Source organism: Azospirillum sp. TSO22-1, from assembly GCF_003116015.1.
Classification (GTDB): Bacteria; Pseudomonadota; Alphaproteobacteria; order Azospirillales; family Azospirillaceae; genus Azospirillum.
Map to the genome: position 1 here is coordinate 69,201 of NZ_LGQZ01000057.1, position 15,453 is coordinate 84,653.

Consider the following 15,453-nt stretch of genomic DNA (forward strand, 5'->3'; position numbering starts at 1 on the left):
GAGAATTATGGATCCCCGCCTTCGCGGGGATGACGGATCCGGAAGGTGTCGGCTGCCTGAGAAGAACTCAAAACAAACATCCCGAGGAAACGCCATGCTGTCCACCTACCAATACCCCACCTTCTCCTACCGGCCATCGGAGGAGCAACGCACCGGCACGGTGAAGCGCCACCCGGTGGTCATCGTCGGCGCCGGCCCAATCGGCCTGACCGCGGCCCTGGACTTCGCGCGGCGCGGCGTGCCGGTGGTGGTGCTCGACGACGACGACACCGTGTCCATCGGCAGCCGCGCCGTGTGCTACGCCAAGCGCGCGCTGGAGGTGTGGAACCGCCTCGGCTCGTCGAAGCGGATGATCGACAAGGGCGTGGTGTGGAAGGTGGGCAAGGTCTTCCACGGCGATTCCCAGGTCTACCAGTTCGACCTGCTGCCGGAGCCGGACCACAAGATCCCCGCCTTCATCAATCTCCAGCAATACTATCTGGAAGAGTACCTGATCGACGACGCGATGAAGACCGGGCTGGTCGACATCCGTTGGAAGACCAGGGCGTTGAGCGTCAGGGACGAGGACGGCCGCGTGGTGATCCAGGCCGAGACACCGGACGGCGTCTATCAGCTGGAGGCCGACTGGCTGATCGCCTGCGACGGCGCCAAGAGCTCGATCCGCAAGATGCTGGGCCTGGACTTCGTCGGGCAGGTGTTCCAGGACCGCTTCCTGATCGCCGACGTGGTGATGAAGGCCGACTTCCCGGCCGAGCGCTGGTTCTGGTTCGACCCGCCGTTCCACCCGAAGCAGTCGACGCTGCTGCACATGCAGGCCGACAACGTCTGGCGCATCGACTTCCAGTTGGGCTGGAACGCCGACCCCGAGGAGGAGAAGAAGCCCGAGCGCGTCATCCCGCGCCTGAAGGCCATGCTGGGCGAGAAGACCGAGTTCGACCTCGAATGGGTCTCCGTCTATACCTTCCAGTGCCGTCGTCTGGAGCAGTTCCGCCACGGCCGCGTCTTCTTCGCCGGCGACGCGGCGCACCAAGTGTCGCCGTTCGGCGCGCGCGGCGCCAACTCCGGTGTGCCGGACACCGACAATCTGGTCTGGAAGCTGAAGCTGGTGATGGACGGCGTGGCGCCGGACAGCCTGCTCGACACCTATTCCGACGAGCGCGTCGCCGCGGCCAAGGAAAACCTGCTCAACTCCACCCGTTCCACCGACTTCATCACGCCGAAGAGCGAGGTCAGCCGCACCTTCCGCGATGCGGCGCTGGAACTGGCGGCGACGCAGCCCTTCGCCCGCTCGCTGGTCAACAGCGGCCGGCTCTCCACGCCGACCACCTACGCCGACAGCCGCCTCAACACGCCGGACGAGGACGGTTTCCAGGGCGCCATGGTGCCGGGCGCGCCGGCCACCGACGCACCGCTGGAGTTCACCGATGGCGACACCGGCTGGCTGATCGACCGCCTGGGCGGCAGCTTCGTCGGCGTCTACTACGCCGGATCCAACCCGGTGCCGGCCGACGTGGCGGACGCCATGGACCAGCAGACCCGCGGCCGTATCCCGGTAACCTGGATCGTGGTCACCGATCGCCGCACCGGCGCCCCCGGAACCGCGGTGGACTACAAGGGCCGCTTCCGCGAGCGGTATGATGCCCAGCCCGGTACCACCTACCTGTTCCGCCCCGACCAGCACGTGGCGGCCCGCTGGCGCCGCTTCGATGCCGCCAGGACCACCGCCGCGCTCACCCGCGCCATCGGCCTCTGATCAGGATCCGCACCCATGGCCCAGCTCATCACCGAGAACCGCTTCTCCAGCCCCGACGCCTTCTACGAGGCGCTGATCGAAACCCACCGGGATCTGACGCCGGAGCAGAGCGCCAAGGTCAACGCCAAGCTGATCCTGCTGCTCGCCAACCACATCGGCGACATGGAGGTGCTTCAGCAGGCGATGATCGTCGCCCGCGGCGAGGCGGGGTGAGGCGCGACGCCCCCGGCTTGGGTGTTGAAACCTCCCTTACCGTCATGCCCGGGCTTGTCCCGGGCATCCACGCACTCGAACGTCCGCAAAGGTTCGGGTCGTGGGTGGCCGGGACAAGCCCGGCCATGACGATGAGCATGCGTTCAGGTTGACTGGAATCCGACGCTACGGCTGCTGCGCCGCCTCGTCGCCGGTGAACTCACCGTCGCGGATCAGGCGGTCGATCTCGGCCTCCTCGCGGGCGAGCTGGGCCTGCAGCTCCGGGCTGATCTGGCGGCTCGACCAGAAGGCGTCGGCGTAGAAGGTATCGTACCAGTTCTGCAGCGTGTTCACACCGATGTCGAGCACGACGGTGCCGAGGATCGAACCGGCGACGATCAGGGCGGTCAGGGACGGTTCCATGGCGGACCTCGCGCGGCGTCAGAAGGTTTCGTGAGCCAGTTCGCCCTCGGCGGCGAACTGCAGGCGGTTCAGCGCCTCCTGGCCGAAGCACTGGAAGAGCACCGGCGTGGTCAGCGTGTCGAGCAGCGTCGAACTGATCAGCCCGCCGAAGATCGCCACCGCCACCGGGTGCAGGATCTCGGTCCCCGGCGCGTCGGAGGTGAACAGCAGCGGGATCAGCGCCAGGCCGGCCGACAGCGCGGTCATCAGCACCGGCGTCAGCCGCTCCTCGCAGCCGCGCAGGATGAGCGCGCGGCCAGGCGGCACGCTCTCGTGCAGGGCCAGGTTGATGAAGTGGCTGATCTTGAGGACGCCGTTGCGCACCGCCACGCCGGTCACGGCGATGAAGCCGATCATCGCGGCGAGGCTGAGATCCTGCTGGAACGCCACCAGCGCGATGACGCAGCCGATCAGCGCCAGCGGGATGTTGGCCATGATGATCAGGCTGAGCACCACCGACTGGTAGCGCTGGTACAGCACCAGGAACACCAGCGCCATGGAGATGGCGCACAGCCCGGCCATCACCATGCGGCTCTCCTCCTCCTGCCGGAAGCTGCCTTCCAGCGAGGTGGTGTAGCCGGCGGGCAGCGGCGTCGCCTTGACCACCTCGCGGATGCGCTTGACGATGGCCGCCATGTCGGAGCCGTCGGTGTTGGTGGTCAGCACGATGCGGCGCATGCCGCTTTCGCGCATGATCTGGTTGGGGCCGCCGCCGTTGACGACGGTGGCCACCGAGGACAGCGACACGTAGCCGGCCGGCGTCGCCATGCGCATCTGCGCCAGCGTCTCCGGCGTGCGGTCGGCGTCGGACAGCTTCAGCACCACGTCGAAGCGGCGGCCGCTGTCGATCACCTGCGACACGGTGCGGCCGTTCGACAGGCTCTCCAGCGCCTGCGCCAGCTGCGCCGGGGTGACGCCGAACAGCTTGGCCCGCTCGTAGTCGATGGTGATGCGGATCTGCGGCACCTGCACCTGCTGCTCGACCAGCAGGTCCTTCAGCCCCGGCACGGAATCGAGCTTCTGCCGGAAGGTCGAGGCGAGCACCCGCAGCGTGCCGAGGTCCTCGCCGAAGATCTTCAGCACGATGGCGCCGCGCACGCCGTTCTGCGCCACCTCCATGCGGGACGTGAGGAACTGCGTCACCGTCAGCTCCACCGGCAGCACCGACAGCCGGGTGCGGATGTCCTCGATCACCTCGGCGCGCGAGCGGCCGTCGAGGCGCACGCGGATCGGGAACTCCGAGCTGTTGACCGGATCGGCGTCCTCGTCGTCCTCGTTGCGGCCGGTGCGGCGGGCGACGCTGACCACCTCTGGCACCTGCATGATGATGTCCTCAGCCAGGGCGCCGATGCGGCTGGATTCCGCCAGCGAGATGCCGGGCCGGTTGAGCAGCTGGACGTACAGCGTGCCCTCGTTGAACGCCGGCAGGAAGGAGCGCGGCAGCAGCGGCAGCGCCAGCGCCGACGCCACCACCAGTCCGCCGGCGATGCCCAGCAGCCGGCGCGGGTTGTCCAGCGCCCAGCCGAGCGCGCGGGCGTTGAGGGCCTTCAGCGCCCCGATCAGCCGGCCGTCGTGGGACTCGTCCAGCCGCTTCATGTTCGGCAGCAGGTAGGCGCACAGCGCCGGGGTGACCGTCACCGACACCAGCAGGCTGCCGAAGATCGAGACGATGTAGGCGATGCCCAGCGGGCCGAATAGCCGCCCCTGCTCGCCCGGCATGGCGAACAGCGGCAGGAACACCAGCACCACGATGGCGGTGGCGTAGAGGATGCCCGAGCGCACCTCGTTCGACGCCCTGAGGATGACGTGCATCACCTCCAGCGGCCGGGTGCGGCGGCGGTTCTCGCCCAGGCGGCGCAGGATGTTCTCCACGTAAACCACGGAATCGTCCACCAGCTGGCCGATGCCGATGGCGATGCCGCCCAGCGTCATGGTGTTGATGCTGGCGCCCATCAGATGGAGCACCAGCACCGTCACGATCAGCGACACCGGGATCGCCAGCAGCGAGATGGCGGTGGTCCGCACGCTCATCAGGAAGGCGGCGAGCACCACGGCAACGATGACGATGGCGTCGCGCAGCACGTCCTCGACGTTGTGGATCGAGGCGCTGATCAGGTCGGCCTGGCTGTACGACACCCGGTCGGCGCGCACCCCCTGGGGCAGCGACGGGGCGAGGCCGCGCAGCACCTCCTCCACCTCGGCGGCGAGGCGGACGCTGTTGGCCGAGGGGTGCTTCAGCACCGACATCAGCACGGCGGGCGCGCCGTTGAAGCTGCCCTCGCCGCGCTTCACCTTGGCGGCGAAGCTCACCTCGCCGACCTGGCTCAGCAGCACCGGCCGGCTCTCGCGGTAGGAGACGACGAGGTTGCGCATGTCGTCCAGGCTGCGGCTGCGGGCGACGTTGCGGATGATGAACTCGGTGTTGAACAGGTCGTTGAAGCCGCCGCTGCTGTTGGCGCCGAAGGCGGTCAACGCCTGCTCCACCTGCGACAGCGAGATGCCCAGCGAGTTCATGGCGCCCGGGTTGGGCGTGAAGCGGAACTGCCGGACGTCGCCGCCCACCACGTAGACCTGCGACACGCCCTCCGCCGCCATCAGCCGCGGGCGAATCGTCCAGTCGGCGATCTCGCGCAGCGCCATGGGGTCCAGGCTGGGGCCGCTGACCACGATCTGCATCGCCACGCCCATCACCGACGACAGCGGGGCGAGGTGCGGTGCGGCGCCCTGCGGCAGGCGTTCGCGCGCCATGGCGATGCGCTCGTTCACCAGCTGGCGGTTGCGGTAGGGGTCGGTGCCCCACTGGAACTCGACGTAGACCAGCGCGAAGCCGGGGCTCGACGCGCTGCGCACGCGCGACACGCCGGGCATGCCGTTCAGCACCAGCTCCAGGGGCTGGGTGATCAGCTGCTCGACCTCCTCGGGCGCGAAGCCGCTGGCCTCGGTGACGATGGTCACCATCGGCGGGTGCAGGTCGGGCAGCAGGTCGATGGGCATGTCGCGGGCGACGAACACGCCCCAGATCGTCATCAGCAGCGTGGCGACGAACACGAACAGCCGTTGGCGCAGGCTGAAGCCGACGAGGGCCTGGAACATGGGCTACGCCTCCCGGGCGCCGGGGGAGAGCGCCGTCACGCCGCGCGCCCCGGCCACCACCACACGGCACCCGGCCGCAGGTAGCGGAACAGACCGAACGCGGCGCCGGCCACCAGCGCCAGGATGAACAGCCTCAGGCCCAGCCGCGACGAGCCGGCGGTGCCCGGGTCCGGCACCTCGGACAGAACGAGGTCGGCGGCGCCGCGCGCCGTCTTGCCGTCCAGGGCCACGCTGACCGTCAGCGGCGTGCGCACGGCCGGCGGCAGGTAGGGGCCGGAGACGTAGATGCCCGGCGAGATCTCCTGGAGCGGCAGGGTGGTGCGCGCCGTGGCGATCTGCACCGCGGCCCCGCGCACCGGGGCGTTGTCGTCGAGCCCGTCGAGGAAGGCGTACAGCTTCTTGTGCGCGGCGATGACGACGACGCTGGCGTTGTCCAGCGTCAGCGCGACGCGCGGCAGCGGCACGGCGGAGCCGGGCGCCTCGGCACGCGCCGTAACCCCCGCGGTGAGCAGGGCCAGCAGCGCCAGCAGGGCGACCAGCGGACCGTGTCTGTTCGTCATGTCGTTTCTCCCCCTGCCCGCGTCCGTTTTGGCCGCCGGGTTTACTGAAGCTGTGACAGCAGGCGCGAGCCGCGGGTGACGATGCGGGCACCGGGCTCGACCCCGGCGACGATCAGCACGTTGCGGCCGTCCAGCACCTCGGTCTTGACCGTGTGCGGCATGAAGACCTCGGGCTCCACCAGTTCCCACACCTGCTCGGCGCCGCTGGAATCGGCGACCAGCGCCTCGCGCGGCAGCGGGATGCCCTGCTGAAGCTTGTTGCGGTTGCGCACCGACACGGTGACCGGCCGGCCGACGCGCAGCCCTTCGATGGGCGTGTCGATGCGGAACATCACCGGCACCGACTGCTGCTGCAGCGCGAGGCCGCTGCCGATGTAGGTGAGGTCGAGCGTCTGCCCCTCCGGCGTCACCGCCAGGGCGGAGATGCCGGCCACGGCGTCGCGGACCATGTCCGGATCGGCGGCCACCGCCTCGATCCACAGGCGCTGCGGGCTGACGATCTCGAAGATCTTCTCGCCGGGGTGCACGACGCGGCCGTTGATGGCGTTGGACAGGCTGATGACGCCGTCGCTGGCGGCGCGCAGCACCTCCTGCGTCTGCAGCATCGGCAGCAGCGCGGCGCGTTCGCGGCGCAGGCCGTCCAGCTTGGTCTCGGCCTGCAGGATCTTGCCGTCGCGGAACGGTACGAACCAGAACTGCTTAAGGATTTCAAGGCTCTCCGCGGATATGCGGATCTCGTTGGTGAGGCGGGCGACCTCGCGCTTCACCTGGCTGCGGTCGACCACGCCGACGGCCGGGGTGACGTAGCCCAGCACCTCGCCTTGCTTCACCGTCTGACCGAGAACGGGGAAGCCGGTGCGCGGCGGCTCGATGCGGCCGAGCAGGCTGGCCTCGACGTCACCGTGCGCGTTGGGGTCGGGGACGATGCGGCCGGGCAGGCGCACGGTGAGCGCGCTCTGCCGGGTGTCGGCCTTCTGCGTGCGGATTTCGAACAGCCGCTGCAGCGGCTTCGGCACGAAGTACGAGCCGTCGGGGCGGCGCTGTGACTTGTCGAGCGCCAGACCGGCCAGCGTGCGCGTGTCCACCGGCTCGGGCGCCGGGGCGGGTGCCGCCGCTGGAGGCGGTTCAGAGGTGCGCAGCCGTGGCGGCTCCGCCGGCGGCTTCGGCTCGGCAGCCTTGGGGGCGGGAGCCGGTGTGGGCGCTGCGGCCGTCTCGCCCGGAGGCGGGGCGGGAGCGGCCTTTCCGTCCGTGGCCATGGTATCCGCCACGACCGCGCGCGCGCCGTCGGACACGTGCACCGGCGCCACCGGCGTGCCGTTGATGCCGAAGACGTACTCCACCTCCCAGGTGAACTGCTTGAGCGCCTCGGCGGTGACGCCGAGGCGGTGTCCGACCGCCTCCCCCGCGGCGCCCGCGGCGTCGCTGACCGTGGTGGCGGCGCTCGACGCGGTCTGGCCGACCCAGCCGGCCACCCCGCCGGCGACGCCGCCGACCCAGCCGGCGACGGCCGGCAGGGACACGGCGGGAGCAGTCGGAGCCGCAGAAGGGCGCGCCGTCGCGGCGCGTGGCGGCGCCAGCGTCTCGTCGAGGTCTTCGGCCGGCCCTTGTGTCCAGCGCCCGGCGTGCGCGGAATCGGCGAGCATCAGGCCAACCGCCAGCAGGACGGCGGTTCCTCTCCGCCAGGAGCGTGAGGGTCGCTCGGAACCCATGTCGCACACGTTCGGCTCCACTCTTGCCCGCCCTTCTAGCCCGATCGATTTTGCCTCATTCGACCTTCATGGGCAAAGCAATCGTCCCTTGCAAGGATATCGTGCGAACGAAACTGTCCAAACCGGGATGGCTGCTCCGGCCGAGCGTGCGACGGAAGTGGTGACCGGACGATTAATGCGCCGCGCCGCCGGCCTGCGCCTCGGCCCCGGTGGCCAGCTCGATCAACTCAGTGGTGATCTGCTCCTGTCGCAGGCGGCGGACGACGCCGGTCAGCTCGTCCAGCGTCGCCTCGATGTTCTGGCGCGCCGCCATCATCACCAGCAGCCGCGCCGCGTTCTCGGCGGCGAAGCTCTCCATGGCGGCGCGGACCAGCAGGGCGAAGACGTACTCGTCCACCAGATGCGCCACCAGATCGGCCGCCGGCAGGTTGGTCAAGGGCGGCACCGCCCCGCCCGCCGCCGGGAAGCGCGCGAGGTCGAGCGGCAGCAGCGCCTCGCGGACGACATCCGGCGCCCCGCCGGACACGGTGCGGCCGTACAGCAGCTCGACCCGGCTCAACCGGTCCTCGGCGGCGGCGCGGTAGAGCGCCTCGGCGACCCGGCGGGCGGTGGCCGTCACGCCGTCGGTGTGGGTGGCCATCGGCAGCCACCAGTCGGCCGGGCGCCCGCGCTCCTCCAGCAGCGCCGCGCCGCGGCTGCCGACCACCCACAGGGCGTGCCCCGGCGAGGCGGTCCGGGCGGTGTCGGCCAGTCGCTCGGCGAAGGCGCCGACGAAGCCGTGCTCGGGCGCGAACAGCACCAGCGCTGGCCTGCCCCGCCCGTTGCGCGACGGCCAGCGGCCGGGCGTGCCGCGTCGGAGCGCCACCGCCTGCGCCAGTGCGCCGGCCACCACCTCGGCGTAGGTTCGGGTGCCGGCCAGCATCGCCGAGGCCTGCTGCAGCCGCACCGCGGCCAGCGACCGCATGGCGTCGGTGACCGTGCCCAGCTCCTCGACGCTGGCACGGCGGGACTCGACCTCGGAGAGGCGTTCGACCATCAGGAGCCTCCCAGGCCGGCGGCGGCCTCACGCATCAGGGCCTTCAGGTCTGGATCCGGCCGCGTCTCCAGCAGCGCCGCCAGCGCGCTTCGAAAGCGCGGCACCGCCTCCACCGGCAGCCGGTCGAGCGTGCCGTCGGAGAGCGCCGTCAGTTGCGCCACCTGCAAGGCGAGCGGTTGCGGATTTGAATGGCGCTGCGCCAGCAAAGCCCGCATGCGCTGGCCGTGCGCCACGGCGGCGCGGGTCTTCTCGTCGACCATGCCGCCGAAGCGGGTGAACACCTCCAGCTCCAGGAACTGCGCGTATTGCAGGCGCAGCGGCTCGGCCAGCGCGCGCAGCTCCGGCGGCTGCGCCTTGCCGCCGACGCGCGAGACGCTGCGGCCGACGTCCACCGCCGGCTTCTGCCCCTCGTGGAACAGCTTGGCGTCCAGGTAGACCTGCCCATCGGTGATCGAGATCAGGTTGGTCGGGATGTAGGCGGAGAGGTTGCCGGCCTGCGTCTCGGCGATCGGCAGCGCGGTCAGTGAGCCGCCGCCCCGGGCGGGCGACAGCTTGGCGGCACGCTCCAGCAGGCGGGAATGCAGACAGAACACGTCGCCCGGATAGGCCTCCCGCCCCGGCGGGCGGCGCAGCAGCAGGGAAAGCTGGCGGTGCACGGCCGCGTGCTTGGTCAGGTCATCGACGATCACCAGGGCGTGCCGGCCGCTGTCGCGGAAATGCTCGGCCATGGTGAAGGCGGTGTAGGGGGCCAGCCATTGCAGTCCCGGCGGCGCGTCGGCCGGGGCGACGACGAACAGCGTGCGGCCCAAGGCGCCGCCGCGCCGCACCGCCTCGATGACCTCGCGCACGCCGGACGCCTTCTGCCCGATCGCGGCGTAGACGCAGAACACGTCGCCGTCCCTCTGGTTCAGGATGGCATCGACCGCGATGGAGGTCTTGCCCACCGCCCGGTCGCCGATCAGCAGCTCGCGCTGGCCGCGGCCCAGCGGGAACAGAGCATCGATGATGGCGGTGCCGGTCAACAGCGGTTCGGTCACCGCGGCGCGGTCGGCGATGGAGGGGGCGGGACGCTCCACCGGCTCGAAGCGCTCCGCCGCCACCGGCGCGCCCTCGTCGAGCGGCTGGCCGAGCGGGTCGAGCACCCGCCCCATCAGCGCGTCGCCGACCGGCACCCGCACCACCGCGCCGGTCCCGTGCACCGGCGCGCCGGCCGACAGGTGGCGGTCCTCGCCCAGCAGGATGCAGCCGATCTCGCCGTCCAGGTCGACCGCCAGCCCGGCCACGCCGCCGGGGAACAGCAGCAGTTCGTCCGCCCGCGTCTCCGGCAGGCCGGACACCCGCGCGATGCCGTCGCCGACCGAGACGATGCGGCCGACGAACTCGAAGCGCGGCTCGGCCCGCACGCCGTCCAGCCGGCGCGCCGCCGCGGGGACCCAGGCGTCAAGCGCTTGCGTGAGCGTCGTCATCGCGGGTCAGCTCCTCCGTCGCCTCGGCCAGCGCCTGCTTCCATGAGTGGCGCAGCACGGTGTGCGGGAAGTGCAGTTCCACCCCGGCGATCAGGCCGGGATCCTCGGCGGCCTCCAGCGCCACCGGCCGGCCGAGCGCCGCCGCCAGCCGCTCCCGCCACGGCGCCGGGTCGAGCGGTGTGACCGTCACGAGGCGCACCGGGACCGGCGTCTCTCCGCCGGCCAGGGCGTGGCGTTGCGCCTCCGGCAAGTCCTCGACGCTGCGGCAGGCGGCGTCCAGGAAGCGGCCGTCGTCGCCCCCGGCGGCGCGCAGCAGCCGGCCGGCCAGATCGGTGCCGAGCGCCGCGGCCTGCCCGTGCAGCGCGGCCAGCGCCTGTCGGCGCTCCTCCTCCAGCCGGGCGCGGGCATCGGCGAGCAGGCGGTCGGCCTCGGCCCGCGCCCCGTCGAGGAGCGCGGCGCGTTCCGCCTCGGCCGCGGCGCGGGCGGCGGCGAGCAGGCGGTCGCGCTCGGCGGCGAGGCCGGCGCGGGCGTCCTCCAGGCCGTGGCGCATCCCGTCGGCCTCCTGCCGGATGGCCTCGGCCTGGGTGCGCACGCGCTCGGTCGCGGCCTGCCGTTCGGCGATCACGGCCAGCACCGGACGGTACAGGAAATGGCGGAGCAGCCACACCAGGATCAGGAAATTGACCGCCTGGAGAAGCAGCGTCCAGCCGTCGACATGCATGGCGCGCCTCTCAGGCGAACGGGTTGGCGAACAGCAGCAGCAGTGCCACGACGAGGCAGTAGATCGCCATCGTCTCGATCATGGCGAGGCCGACGAACAGCGTGCGCGACAGCGTGTTGGCCGCTTCCGGCTGGCGGGCGATGGCCTCCATGGCGGCGGCGACCGCGCGGCCTTCGGCGAGCGCCGGTCCGATGGCCCCGACCGACACGGCGATCACCGCGCCCAGGATGCTGATGGCATGGACGTCCATGGCTTATCCCCTCTCGATGGAACCGACGGCGCCGCCGATGAACACCGCGGCGAGGATGGTGAAGATGTACGCCTGCACGAGGCCGAGCAGCAGTTCGAGCGCCATCAGCGGCACCGGCACGAACAGCCCGGCCAGCGACAGCACGATGGCGATGACGAACTCTCCGCTCATGACGTTGCCGAACAGGCGCACCGACAGCGAGAAGGCCCGCGTCACCTCGGACAGCAGGTTGAGCGGCAGCAGGAGCGGCGTGGGGTGCGCGAAGCCCTTGAGGTATGCCCACAGCCCGCGCGCCCGGATGCCGTAGACTTGGCTGCCCAGCAGCACGATCAGCGCCAGCGCCGCGGCGGTCTCGATGAACGCGGTCGGCGCCTTCAGGCCCGGCATCAGCCCGGACAGGTTGGCGGTGGCGAGGTAGAGGAACAGCGTGCCGAGCAACGGCAGGAACGGCGTGGCGTCGGCCTGCATGGTCTCGCCGATCTGCTTTTGCAGCGTCTGGACGATCAGTTCCAGCACCGCCTGCACCCGCCCCGGCCGCTCCACCGTCAGCCGCCGCGTCGCCAGCACGGCCGCGAGGGTCAGCAGCGCCATCAGCCCCCAGGTGGTCACCACCGGCAGCGTCACCGGCACGGGGCCGAGCGTGAAGACGACGGGGGCGGTGAGCGGGGATTCCGTCATCACGCCCTCCGCACCGCGATTTCCTTGGCCGCCTGAAACCCAGCCAGCATGCCGAGCAGCGCCGCCGCCCCACCGAACATCGCCGCCAGAGTGAAGCCCGTGACCGCTCCACCGATGCGCAGCAGATGCAACGGGACGGTGCGCCTGGCGTCGCCATTCAGGGTCAGCCGGGTTCCTGTCGCAAGCCCGCGGAAGAACGCGTAGCCCAACCCGGCGCCGGCGAGAAATCCAAGGAGGACGTGCAGGACCATGGCTCAGCGCTCCTGCTCGATGCGTTTCCAGGCCAGCCAGCCGCCGACCGCCACCCCGGCGAAGATCAGCGAGGCCGTCCAGAAGATCCCGCCGCCGGCCAGCCCGTCCAGCCAGCGCCCGGCGAACAGCCCGGCCAGCGTGGGCGCCACCACCAGCCAGCCGAGCGCACCGATCAGCGCGAGGTTGCGGCCGACCGGCCGTTCGCCTTCCCTGGCCCAGCGTTCGCGCCGTTCGCGGCGGCGGCGGATGGGCTCGGCCATGCGGTGGCCGTTGTGGCTGGGATCGGTCATGGCGATTCCTCCAGACCATCGCGGGTGGCCTGCAACGGGCCTGTCGGCCGCCGCTCGGGCCGCAGGTAGGCGAGGATGTGGCGCACCGCCGCCAGATGCATGCGCCGGGCGCCGGTGCGCGCCTCCCCCTCCTCCTCGCGGGCTTGGCGGAAGCGGGCGAGCACGTCGTGCTCCAGCGCCCCAAGGTCGTCGCCAACCACCGCCTCGCGCGTCGCCACCGCGATCCGGGCGCCGCCGGACACCGTCAGCACGCCGCCGTGCACCGCGCAGTGTCCCTCGCGCCCGTCGGCGCGGCGCCAGCTCACCACCGAGACGCTGAGCGCCGTCAGCAGGTCGGCGTGACCGGGCAGGACGCCGAATCCGCCGCTGGCGTCCTCGGCGCGCAGGTGGACGACGTCCGGCACGCGGGCGGCGACGGCGGTGGGCGTGGTGATCACGAGGTCCATCACGCCCTCCCCGCCTGTTCCCGCGCCTGCACCTGATCCAGCGTGCCGGTCATGAAGAAGGAGGCCTCCGCCCAGTCGTCGCCCTCGCCCGCCAGGATGGCGCGGCAGCCCTTGAGGGTCTCGGCCAGCGGCACGCTGACGCCGGCATGGCCGGTGAAGACCTCGGTCACCAGGAACGGCTGGGTGAGGAAGCGTTGCAGGCGCCGGGCGCGCTTCACCGCCTGCCGGTCGGCGGTGCTCAGTTCCTCGACGCCCAGCAGCGCGATGACGTCCTGAAGCTCGCGGTAGTGCGCGATGGTGCGCCGCACCTCCTCGGCCAGCCGGTAGTGCTCCTCGCCCACCACCATGGGGTCGAGCAGGTTGGAGCTGGAGGACAGCGGGTCGATGGCCGGGTACAGCCCCTCCGCCGCCATGGCGCGCGACAGCACGATGGAGCTGTCGAGGTGGCTGAACAGTTCGGCCACCGCCGGATCGGTGAAGTCGTCGGCCGGCACGTAGACCGCCTGGATCGCCGTCACCACCGCGCCCTCGGTGGAGGCGACGCGCTCCTGCAACTCGGCGATCTCGCTGGCCAGGGTGGGCTGGTAGCCCACTCGCGACGGCAGCCGGCCGAGCAGCCCGGACACCTCCGCCCCCGCCTGCACGAAGCGGAAGACGTTGTCCATCAGCAGCAGCACGTCGCGCCGCGCCGCGTCGCGGAAGTGCTCGGCGATGGTCAGCGCGGTCAGGCCGACGCGCCAGCGGGCACCCGGCGGCTCGTTCATCTGGCCGAACACCAGCGCGGTGCGGTCCAGCACGCCGGAGCGCGCCATCTCCTCCCACAATTCCTGCCCCTCACGGGAGCGTTCGCCGATGCCGGCGAAGACCGAGATGCCGGTGTAGTGTTCGACCATGCCGCGGATCAGCTCCATGACCAGCACGGTCTTGCCGACGCCGGCGCCGCCGAACATCGCCGCCTTGCCGCCGCGCGCCAGAGGGGCCAGCAGGTCGATCACCTTGACGCCGGTCTCGAACGGCTCGCGCCGCCCGCTGCGGCGGGCGAGCGGCGGCGGGGCGCGGTGGATCGGCAGGCGCGGCACGTCGGCCGGCAGCTCCGGACCGCCGTCGCGCACCGCCCCCATGACGTCGAGCAGCCGGCCGAGCACCGCCTCGCCCACCGGCGCCGTCAGCGCCGCCCCCGTGCGCCGCGCCGCGGTGCCGCGGGCGAGGCCGGAGGTGCCCTGCATGGCGATGGCGCGGACGGTGCCGGAGTCCAGGTGCAGCTGCACCTCGGCGATCAGGCGCTCCGGCCCGTCCCACAGGATCTCCACCGCCTCCATGAGGTCGGGGAGACCGCCCTCGGCAAAGCTCAGGTCGACTACCGAGCCGCGCACCGCCACCACCCGGCCGGGGGGCGGCGCGTCGGGGGGCTCTGTGGGGATGGTCTGGGTCATGGGCCGGCCGGACGGCTCGGGGCGGGATGACGATTATCCTATACCCTTGGGCCGGATATCGGGAATGCGGCATGCTCGCCCCAGCCATCCCGTGCTAGAGTGCGGCATTGGGAAGGAGGCCCCACGATGAAGGCGATGGTCCTCACGCGCCCCAACACGCCGCTGGTCGAGACCGCCCTGCCCGACCCGGTGCCCGGCCCGCGCCAGGTGCTCATCAAGGTGCACGCCTGCGCCGTCTGCCGCACCGACCTGCATGTCATCGATGGCGAGCTGCCGCACCCGGCGCTGCCGCTGGTGCCGGGGCATGAGATCATCGGCACCGTGGTCGCCGCCGGGCCCGACGTGGGGCGGCTGGGCGTGGGCACCCGCGTCGGCGTGCCGTGGCTGGCCTGGAGCTGCGGGGAGTGCGGCTACTGCCGTTCGGGGCGCGAGAACCTGTGCGACCGGGCGCGCTACACCGGCTATCAGGTGAACGGCGGCTACGCAGAGCTGACGGTGGCGGACGAGCGCTACGTGTTCCCGATCCCGGACTCCTACAGCGATGTGGAGGCGGCGCCGCTGATGTGCGCCGGCCTGATCGGCTACCGCGCGCTGCGCATGGCGGGCGAGGCCAAGCGGCTCGGGCTATACGGCTTCGGCGCGGCGGCGCACATCGTGGCGCAGGTGGCCGTGTGGCAGGGGCGCACCGTCCACGCCTTCACCCGCTCCGGCGACGCGGAGGCGCAGGCGTTGGCGCGCGCGCTGGGTGCCAAGTGGGCCGGCGGGTCGGAAGAGGCGCCACCGGAGCCGCTCGACGCCGCGATCCTGTTCGCGCCCGTGGGCGCGCTGGTGCCGCTGGCGCTGAAGGCGGTGGTGAAGGGCGGCACCGTGGTCTGCGCCGGCATCCACATGAGCGACATCCCGTCCTTCCCCTACGACCTGCTGTGGGGCGAACGGGTGGTGCGTTCGGTCGCCAACCTGACGCGCCGCGACGGCGAGGAGTTCCTGGAACTGGCGCCCAAGGTGCCGGTGCGCACCACGACGACGACCTTCCCGCTCGCCCGGGCCAACGAGGCGGTGAACCGGCTGCGCGCCGGGCAATTGGCCGGAGCGGCGGTGCTGACGGGCGGATA

Annotated in this window: 16 protein-coding genes; 3 read left to right on the forward strand and 13 right to left on the reverse strand. The window is 71.6% G+C overall.

Annotated elements, in window-relative coordinates; all coding sequences use genetic code 11:
- Positions 1-94 precede the first annotated feature (94 nt).
- Entirely contained in the window at positions 95-1,753 is a 1,659-nt protein-coding gene (locus TSO221_RS15515; protein ID WP_109119413.1) for an FAD-dependent oxidoreductase, read from the forward strand.
- 15 nt (positions 1,754-1,768) lie between these two features.
- Entirely contained in the window at positions 1,769-1,966 is a 198-nt protein-coding gene (locus tag TSO221_RS15520) for a DUF2783 domain-containing protein (protein WP_109119414.1), read from the forward strand.
- A 165-nt stretch (positions 1,967-2,131) separates the two neighbouring features.
- On the opposite strand, the gene TSO221_RS15525 is transcribed toward TSO221_RS15520, so the two are convergent.
- The 13 genes from TSO221_RS15525 to atpD all read right to left on the reverse strand — a co-directional run bounded on the left by TSO221_RS15525 (position 2,132) and on the right by atpD (position 14,341).
- The gene (locus TSO221_RS15525) at positions 2,132-2,368 is read right to left on the reverse strand and encodes a hypothetical protein (RefSeq protein ID WP_109119415.1); all 237 of its coding nucleotides are present in this window, start codon (positions 2,366-2,368) and stop codon (positions 2,132-2,134) included.
- Positions 2,369-2,386: 18 nt separating this feature from the next.
- Positions 2,387-5,500 carry an efflux RND transporter permease subunit gene (locus TSO221_RS15530; protein WP_109119416.1) on the reverse strand — a complete coding sequence of 1,038 codons (3,114 nt, stop codon included), beginning with the start codon at positions 5,498-5,500 and terminating at the stop codon, positions 2,387-2,389.
- A gap of 35 nt (positions 5,501-5,535) precedes the next feature.
- Positions 5,536-6,060 carry a hypothetical protein gene (locus TSO221_RS15535; protein ID WP_109119417.1) on the reverse strand — a complete coding sequence of 175 codons (525 nt, stop codon included), beginning with the start codon at positions 6,058-6,060 and terminating at the stop codon, positions 5,536-5,538.
- Between the two features lie 41 nt (positions 6,061-6,101).
- The gene (locus tag TSO221_RS15540) at positions 6,102-7,703 is read right to left on the reverse strand and encodes an HlyD family efflux transporter periplasmic adaptor subunit (protein ID WP_247878068.1); all 1,602 of its coding nucleotides are present in this window, start codon (positions 7,701-7,703) and stop codon (positions 6,102-6,104) included.
- A gap of 238 nt (positions 7,704-7,941) precedes the next feature.
- Positions 7,942-8,805 carry a FoF1 ATP synthase subunit gamma gene (locus TSO221_RS15545; RefSeq protein WP_109119418.1) on the reverse strand — a complete coding sequence of 288 codons (864 nt, stop codon included), beginning with the start codon at positions 8,803-8,805 and terminating at the stop codon, positions 7,942-7,944.
- Positions 8,805-10,271 carry a F0F1 ATP synthase subunit alpha gene (locus TSO221_RS15550; RefSeq protein ID WP_199229495.1) on the reverse strand — a complete coding sequence of 489 codons (1,467 nt, stop codon included), beginning with the start codon at positions 10,269-10,271 and terminating at the stop codon, positions 8,805-8,807. Before TSO221_RS15550 ends, TSO221_RS15545 begins: the two co-directional genes overlap by 1 nt.
- The gene (locus tag TSO221_RS35955; RefSeq protein ID WP_199229496.1) at positions 10,246-10,992 is read right to left on the reverse strand and encodes an ATP synthase F0 subunit B; all 747 of its coding nucleotides are present in this window, start codon (positions 10,990-10,992) and stop codon (positions 10,246-10,248) included. The genes TSO221_RS15550 and TSO221_RS35955 overlap by 26 nt, the downstream gene beginning before the upstream one ends.
- A 10-nt stretch (positions 10,993-11,002) precedes the next feature.
- Positions 11,003-11,242 (reverse strand): F0F1 ATP synthase subunit C, encoded by a 240-nt coding sequence (locus TSO221_RS15555; protein ID WP_109119419.1) that lies wholly within the window; start codon positions 11,240-11,242, stop codon positions 11,003-11,005.
- 3 nt (positions 11,243-11,245) lie between these two features.
- On the reverse strand, positions 11,246-11,920 hold the full coding sequence (locus tag TSO221_RS15560) for a F0F1 ATP synthase subunit A (RefSeq protein ID WP_109119420.1): 675 nt from the start codon (positions 11,918-11,920) through the stop codon (positions 11,246-11,248).
- Positions 11,920-12,171, reverse strand: a complete 252-nt coding sequence (locus TSO221_RS15565; RefSeq protein ID WP_109119421.1) for an ATP synthase subunit I — start codon at positions 12,169-12,171, stop codon at positions 11,920-11,922. Before TSO221_RS15565 ends, TSO221_RS15560 begins: the two co-directional genes overlap by 1 nt.
- A gap of 3 nt (positions 12,172-12,174) precedes the next feature.
- A complete protein-coding gene (locus TSO221_RS15570; RefSeq protein WP_247878069.1) occupies positions 12,175-12,462 on the reverse strand; it encodes an AtpZ/AtpI family protein in 288 nt (95 codons plus the stop codon).
- On the reverse strand, positions 12,459-12,908 hold the full coding sequence (locus TSO221_RS15575) for a F0F1 ATP synthase subunit epsilon (protein ID WP_109119422.1): 450 nt from the start codon (positions 12,906-12,908) through the stop codon (positions 12,459-12,461). The genes TSO221_RS15570 and TSO221_RS15575 overlap by 4 nt, the downstream gene beginning before the upstream one ends.
- Positions 12,908-14,341: a F0F1 ATP synthase subunit beta gene (gene atpD / locus TSO221_RS15580; protein ID WP_109119423.1), complete on the reverse strand. Its 1,434-nt coding sequence runs from the start codon at positions 14,339-14,341 to the stop codon at positions 12,908-12,910. Before atpD ends, TSO221_RS15575 begins: the two co-directional genes overlap by 1 nt.
- 126 nt (positions 14,342-14,467) lie before the next feature.
- Between atpD and TSO221_RS15585 the strand changes: the two genes are divergently transcribed.
- The coding region (locus TSO221_RS15585) for a zinc-dependent alcohol dehydrogenase family protein (RefSeq protein WP_109119424.1) at positions 14,468-15,453 on the forward strand (986 nt) is incomplete at its 3' end.

Coding starts and splice junctions, on each gene's coding strand:
- atpD (WP_109119423.1), bottom strand. CDS start 14,341: ATGACCCAGACCATCCCCACAGAGCCCCCCGACGCGCCGCCCCCCGGC.
- TSO221_RS15515 (WP_109119413.1), top strand. CDS start 95: ATGCTGTCCACCTACCAATACCCCACCTTCTCCTACCGGCCATCGGAG.
- TSO221_RS15555 (WP_109119419.1), bottom strand. CDS start 11,242: ATGGACGTCCATGCCATCAGCATCCTGGGCGCGGTGATCGCCGTGTCG.
- TSO221_RS15550 (WP_199229495.1), bottom strand. CDS start 10,271: ATGACGACGCTCACGCAAGCGCTTGACGCCTGGGTCCCCGCGGCGGCG.
- TSO221_RS15575 (WP_109119422.1), bottom strand. CDS start 12,908: ATGGACCTCGTGATCACCACGCCCACCGCCGTCGCCGCCCGCGTGCCG.
- TSO221_RS15520 (WP_109119414.1), top strand. CDS start 1,769: ATGGCCCAGCTCATCACCGAGAACCGCTTCTCCAGCCCCGACGCCTTC.
- TSO221_RS15535 (WP_109119417.1), bottom strand. CDS start 6,060: ATGACGAACAGACACGGTCCGCTGGTCGCCCTGCTGGCGCTGCTGGCC.
- TSO221_RS15570 (WP_247878069.1), bottom strand. CDS start 12,462: ATGACCGATCCCAGCCACAACGGCCACCGCATGGCCGAGCCCATCCGC.
- TSO221_RS15545 (WP_109119418.1), bottom strand. CDS start 8,805: ATGGTCGAACGCCTCTCCGAGGTCGAGTCCCGCCGTGCCAGCGTCGAG.
- TSO221_RS15565 (WP_109119421.1), bottom strand. CDS start 12,171: ATGGTCCTGCACGTCCTCCTTGGATTTCTCGCCGGCGCCGGGTTGGGC.
- TSO221_RS15525 (WP_109119415.1), bottom strand. CDS start 2,368: ATGGAACCGTCCCTGACCGCCCTGATCGTCGCCGGTTCGATCCTCGGC.
- TSO221_RS15530 (WP_109119416.1), bottom strand. CDS start 5,500: ATGTTCCAGGCCCTCGTCGGCTTCAGCCTGCGCCAACGGCTGTTCGTG.
- TSO221_RS35955 (WP_199229496.1), bottom strand. CDS start 10,992: ATGCATGTCGACGGCTGGACGCTGCTTCTCCAGGCGGTCAATTTCCTG.
- TSO221_RS15540 (WP_247878068.1), bottom strand. CDS start 7,703: ATGCTCGCCGATTCCGCGCACGCCGGGCGCTGGACACAAGGGCCGGCC.
- TSO221_RS15560 (WP_109119420.1), bottom strand. CDS start 11,920: ATGACGGAATCCCCGCTCACCGCCCCCGTCGTCTTCACGCTCGGCCCC.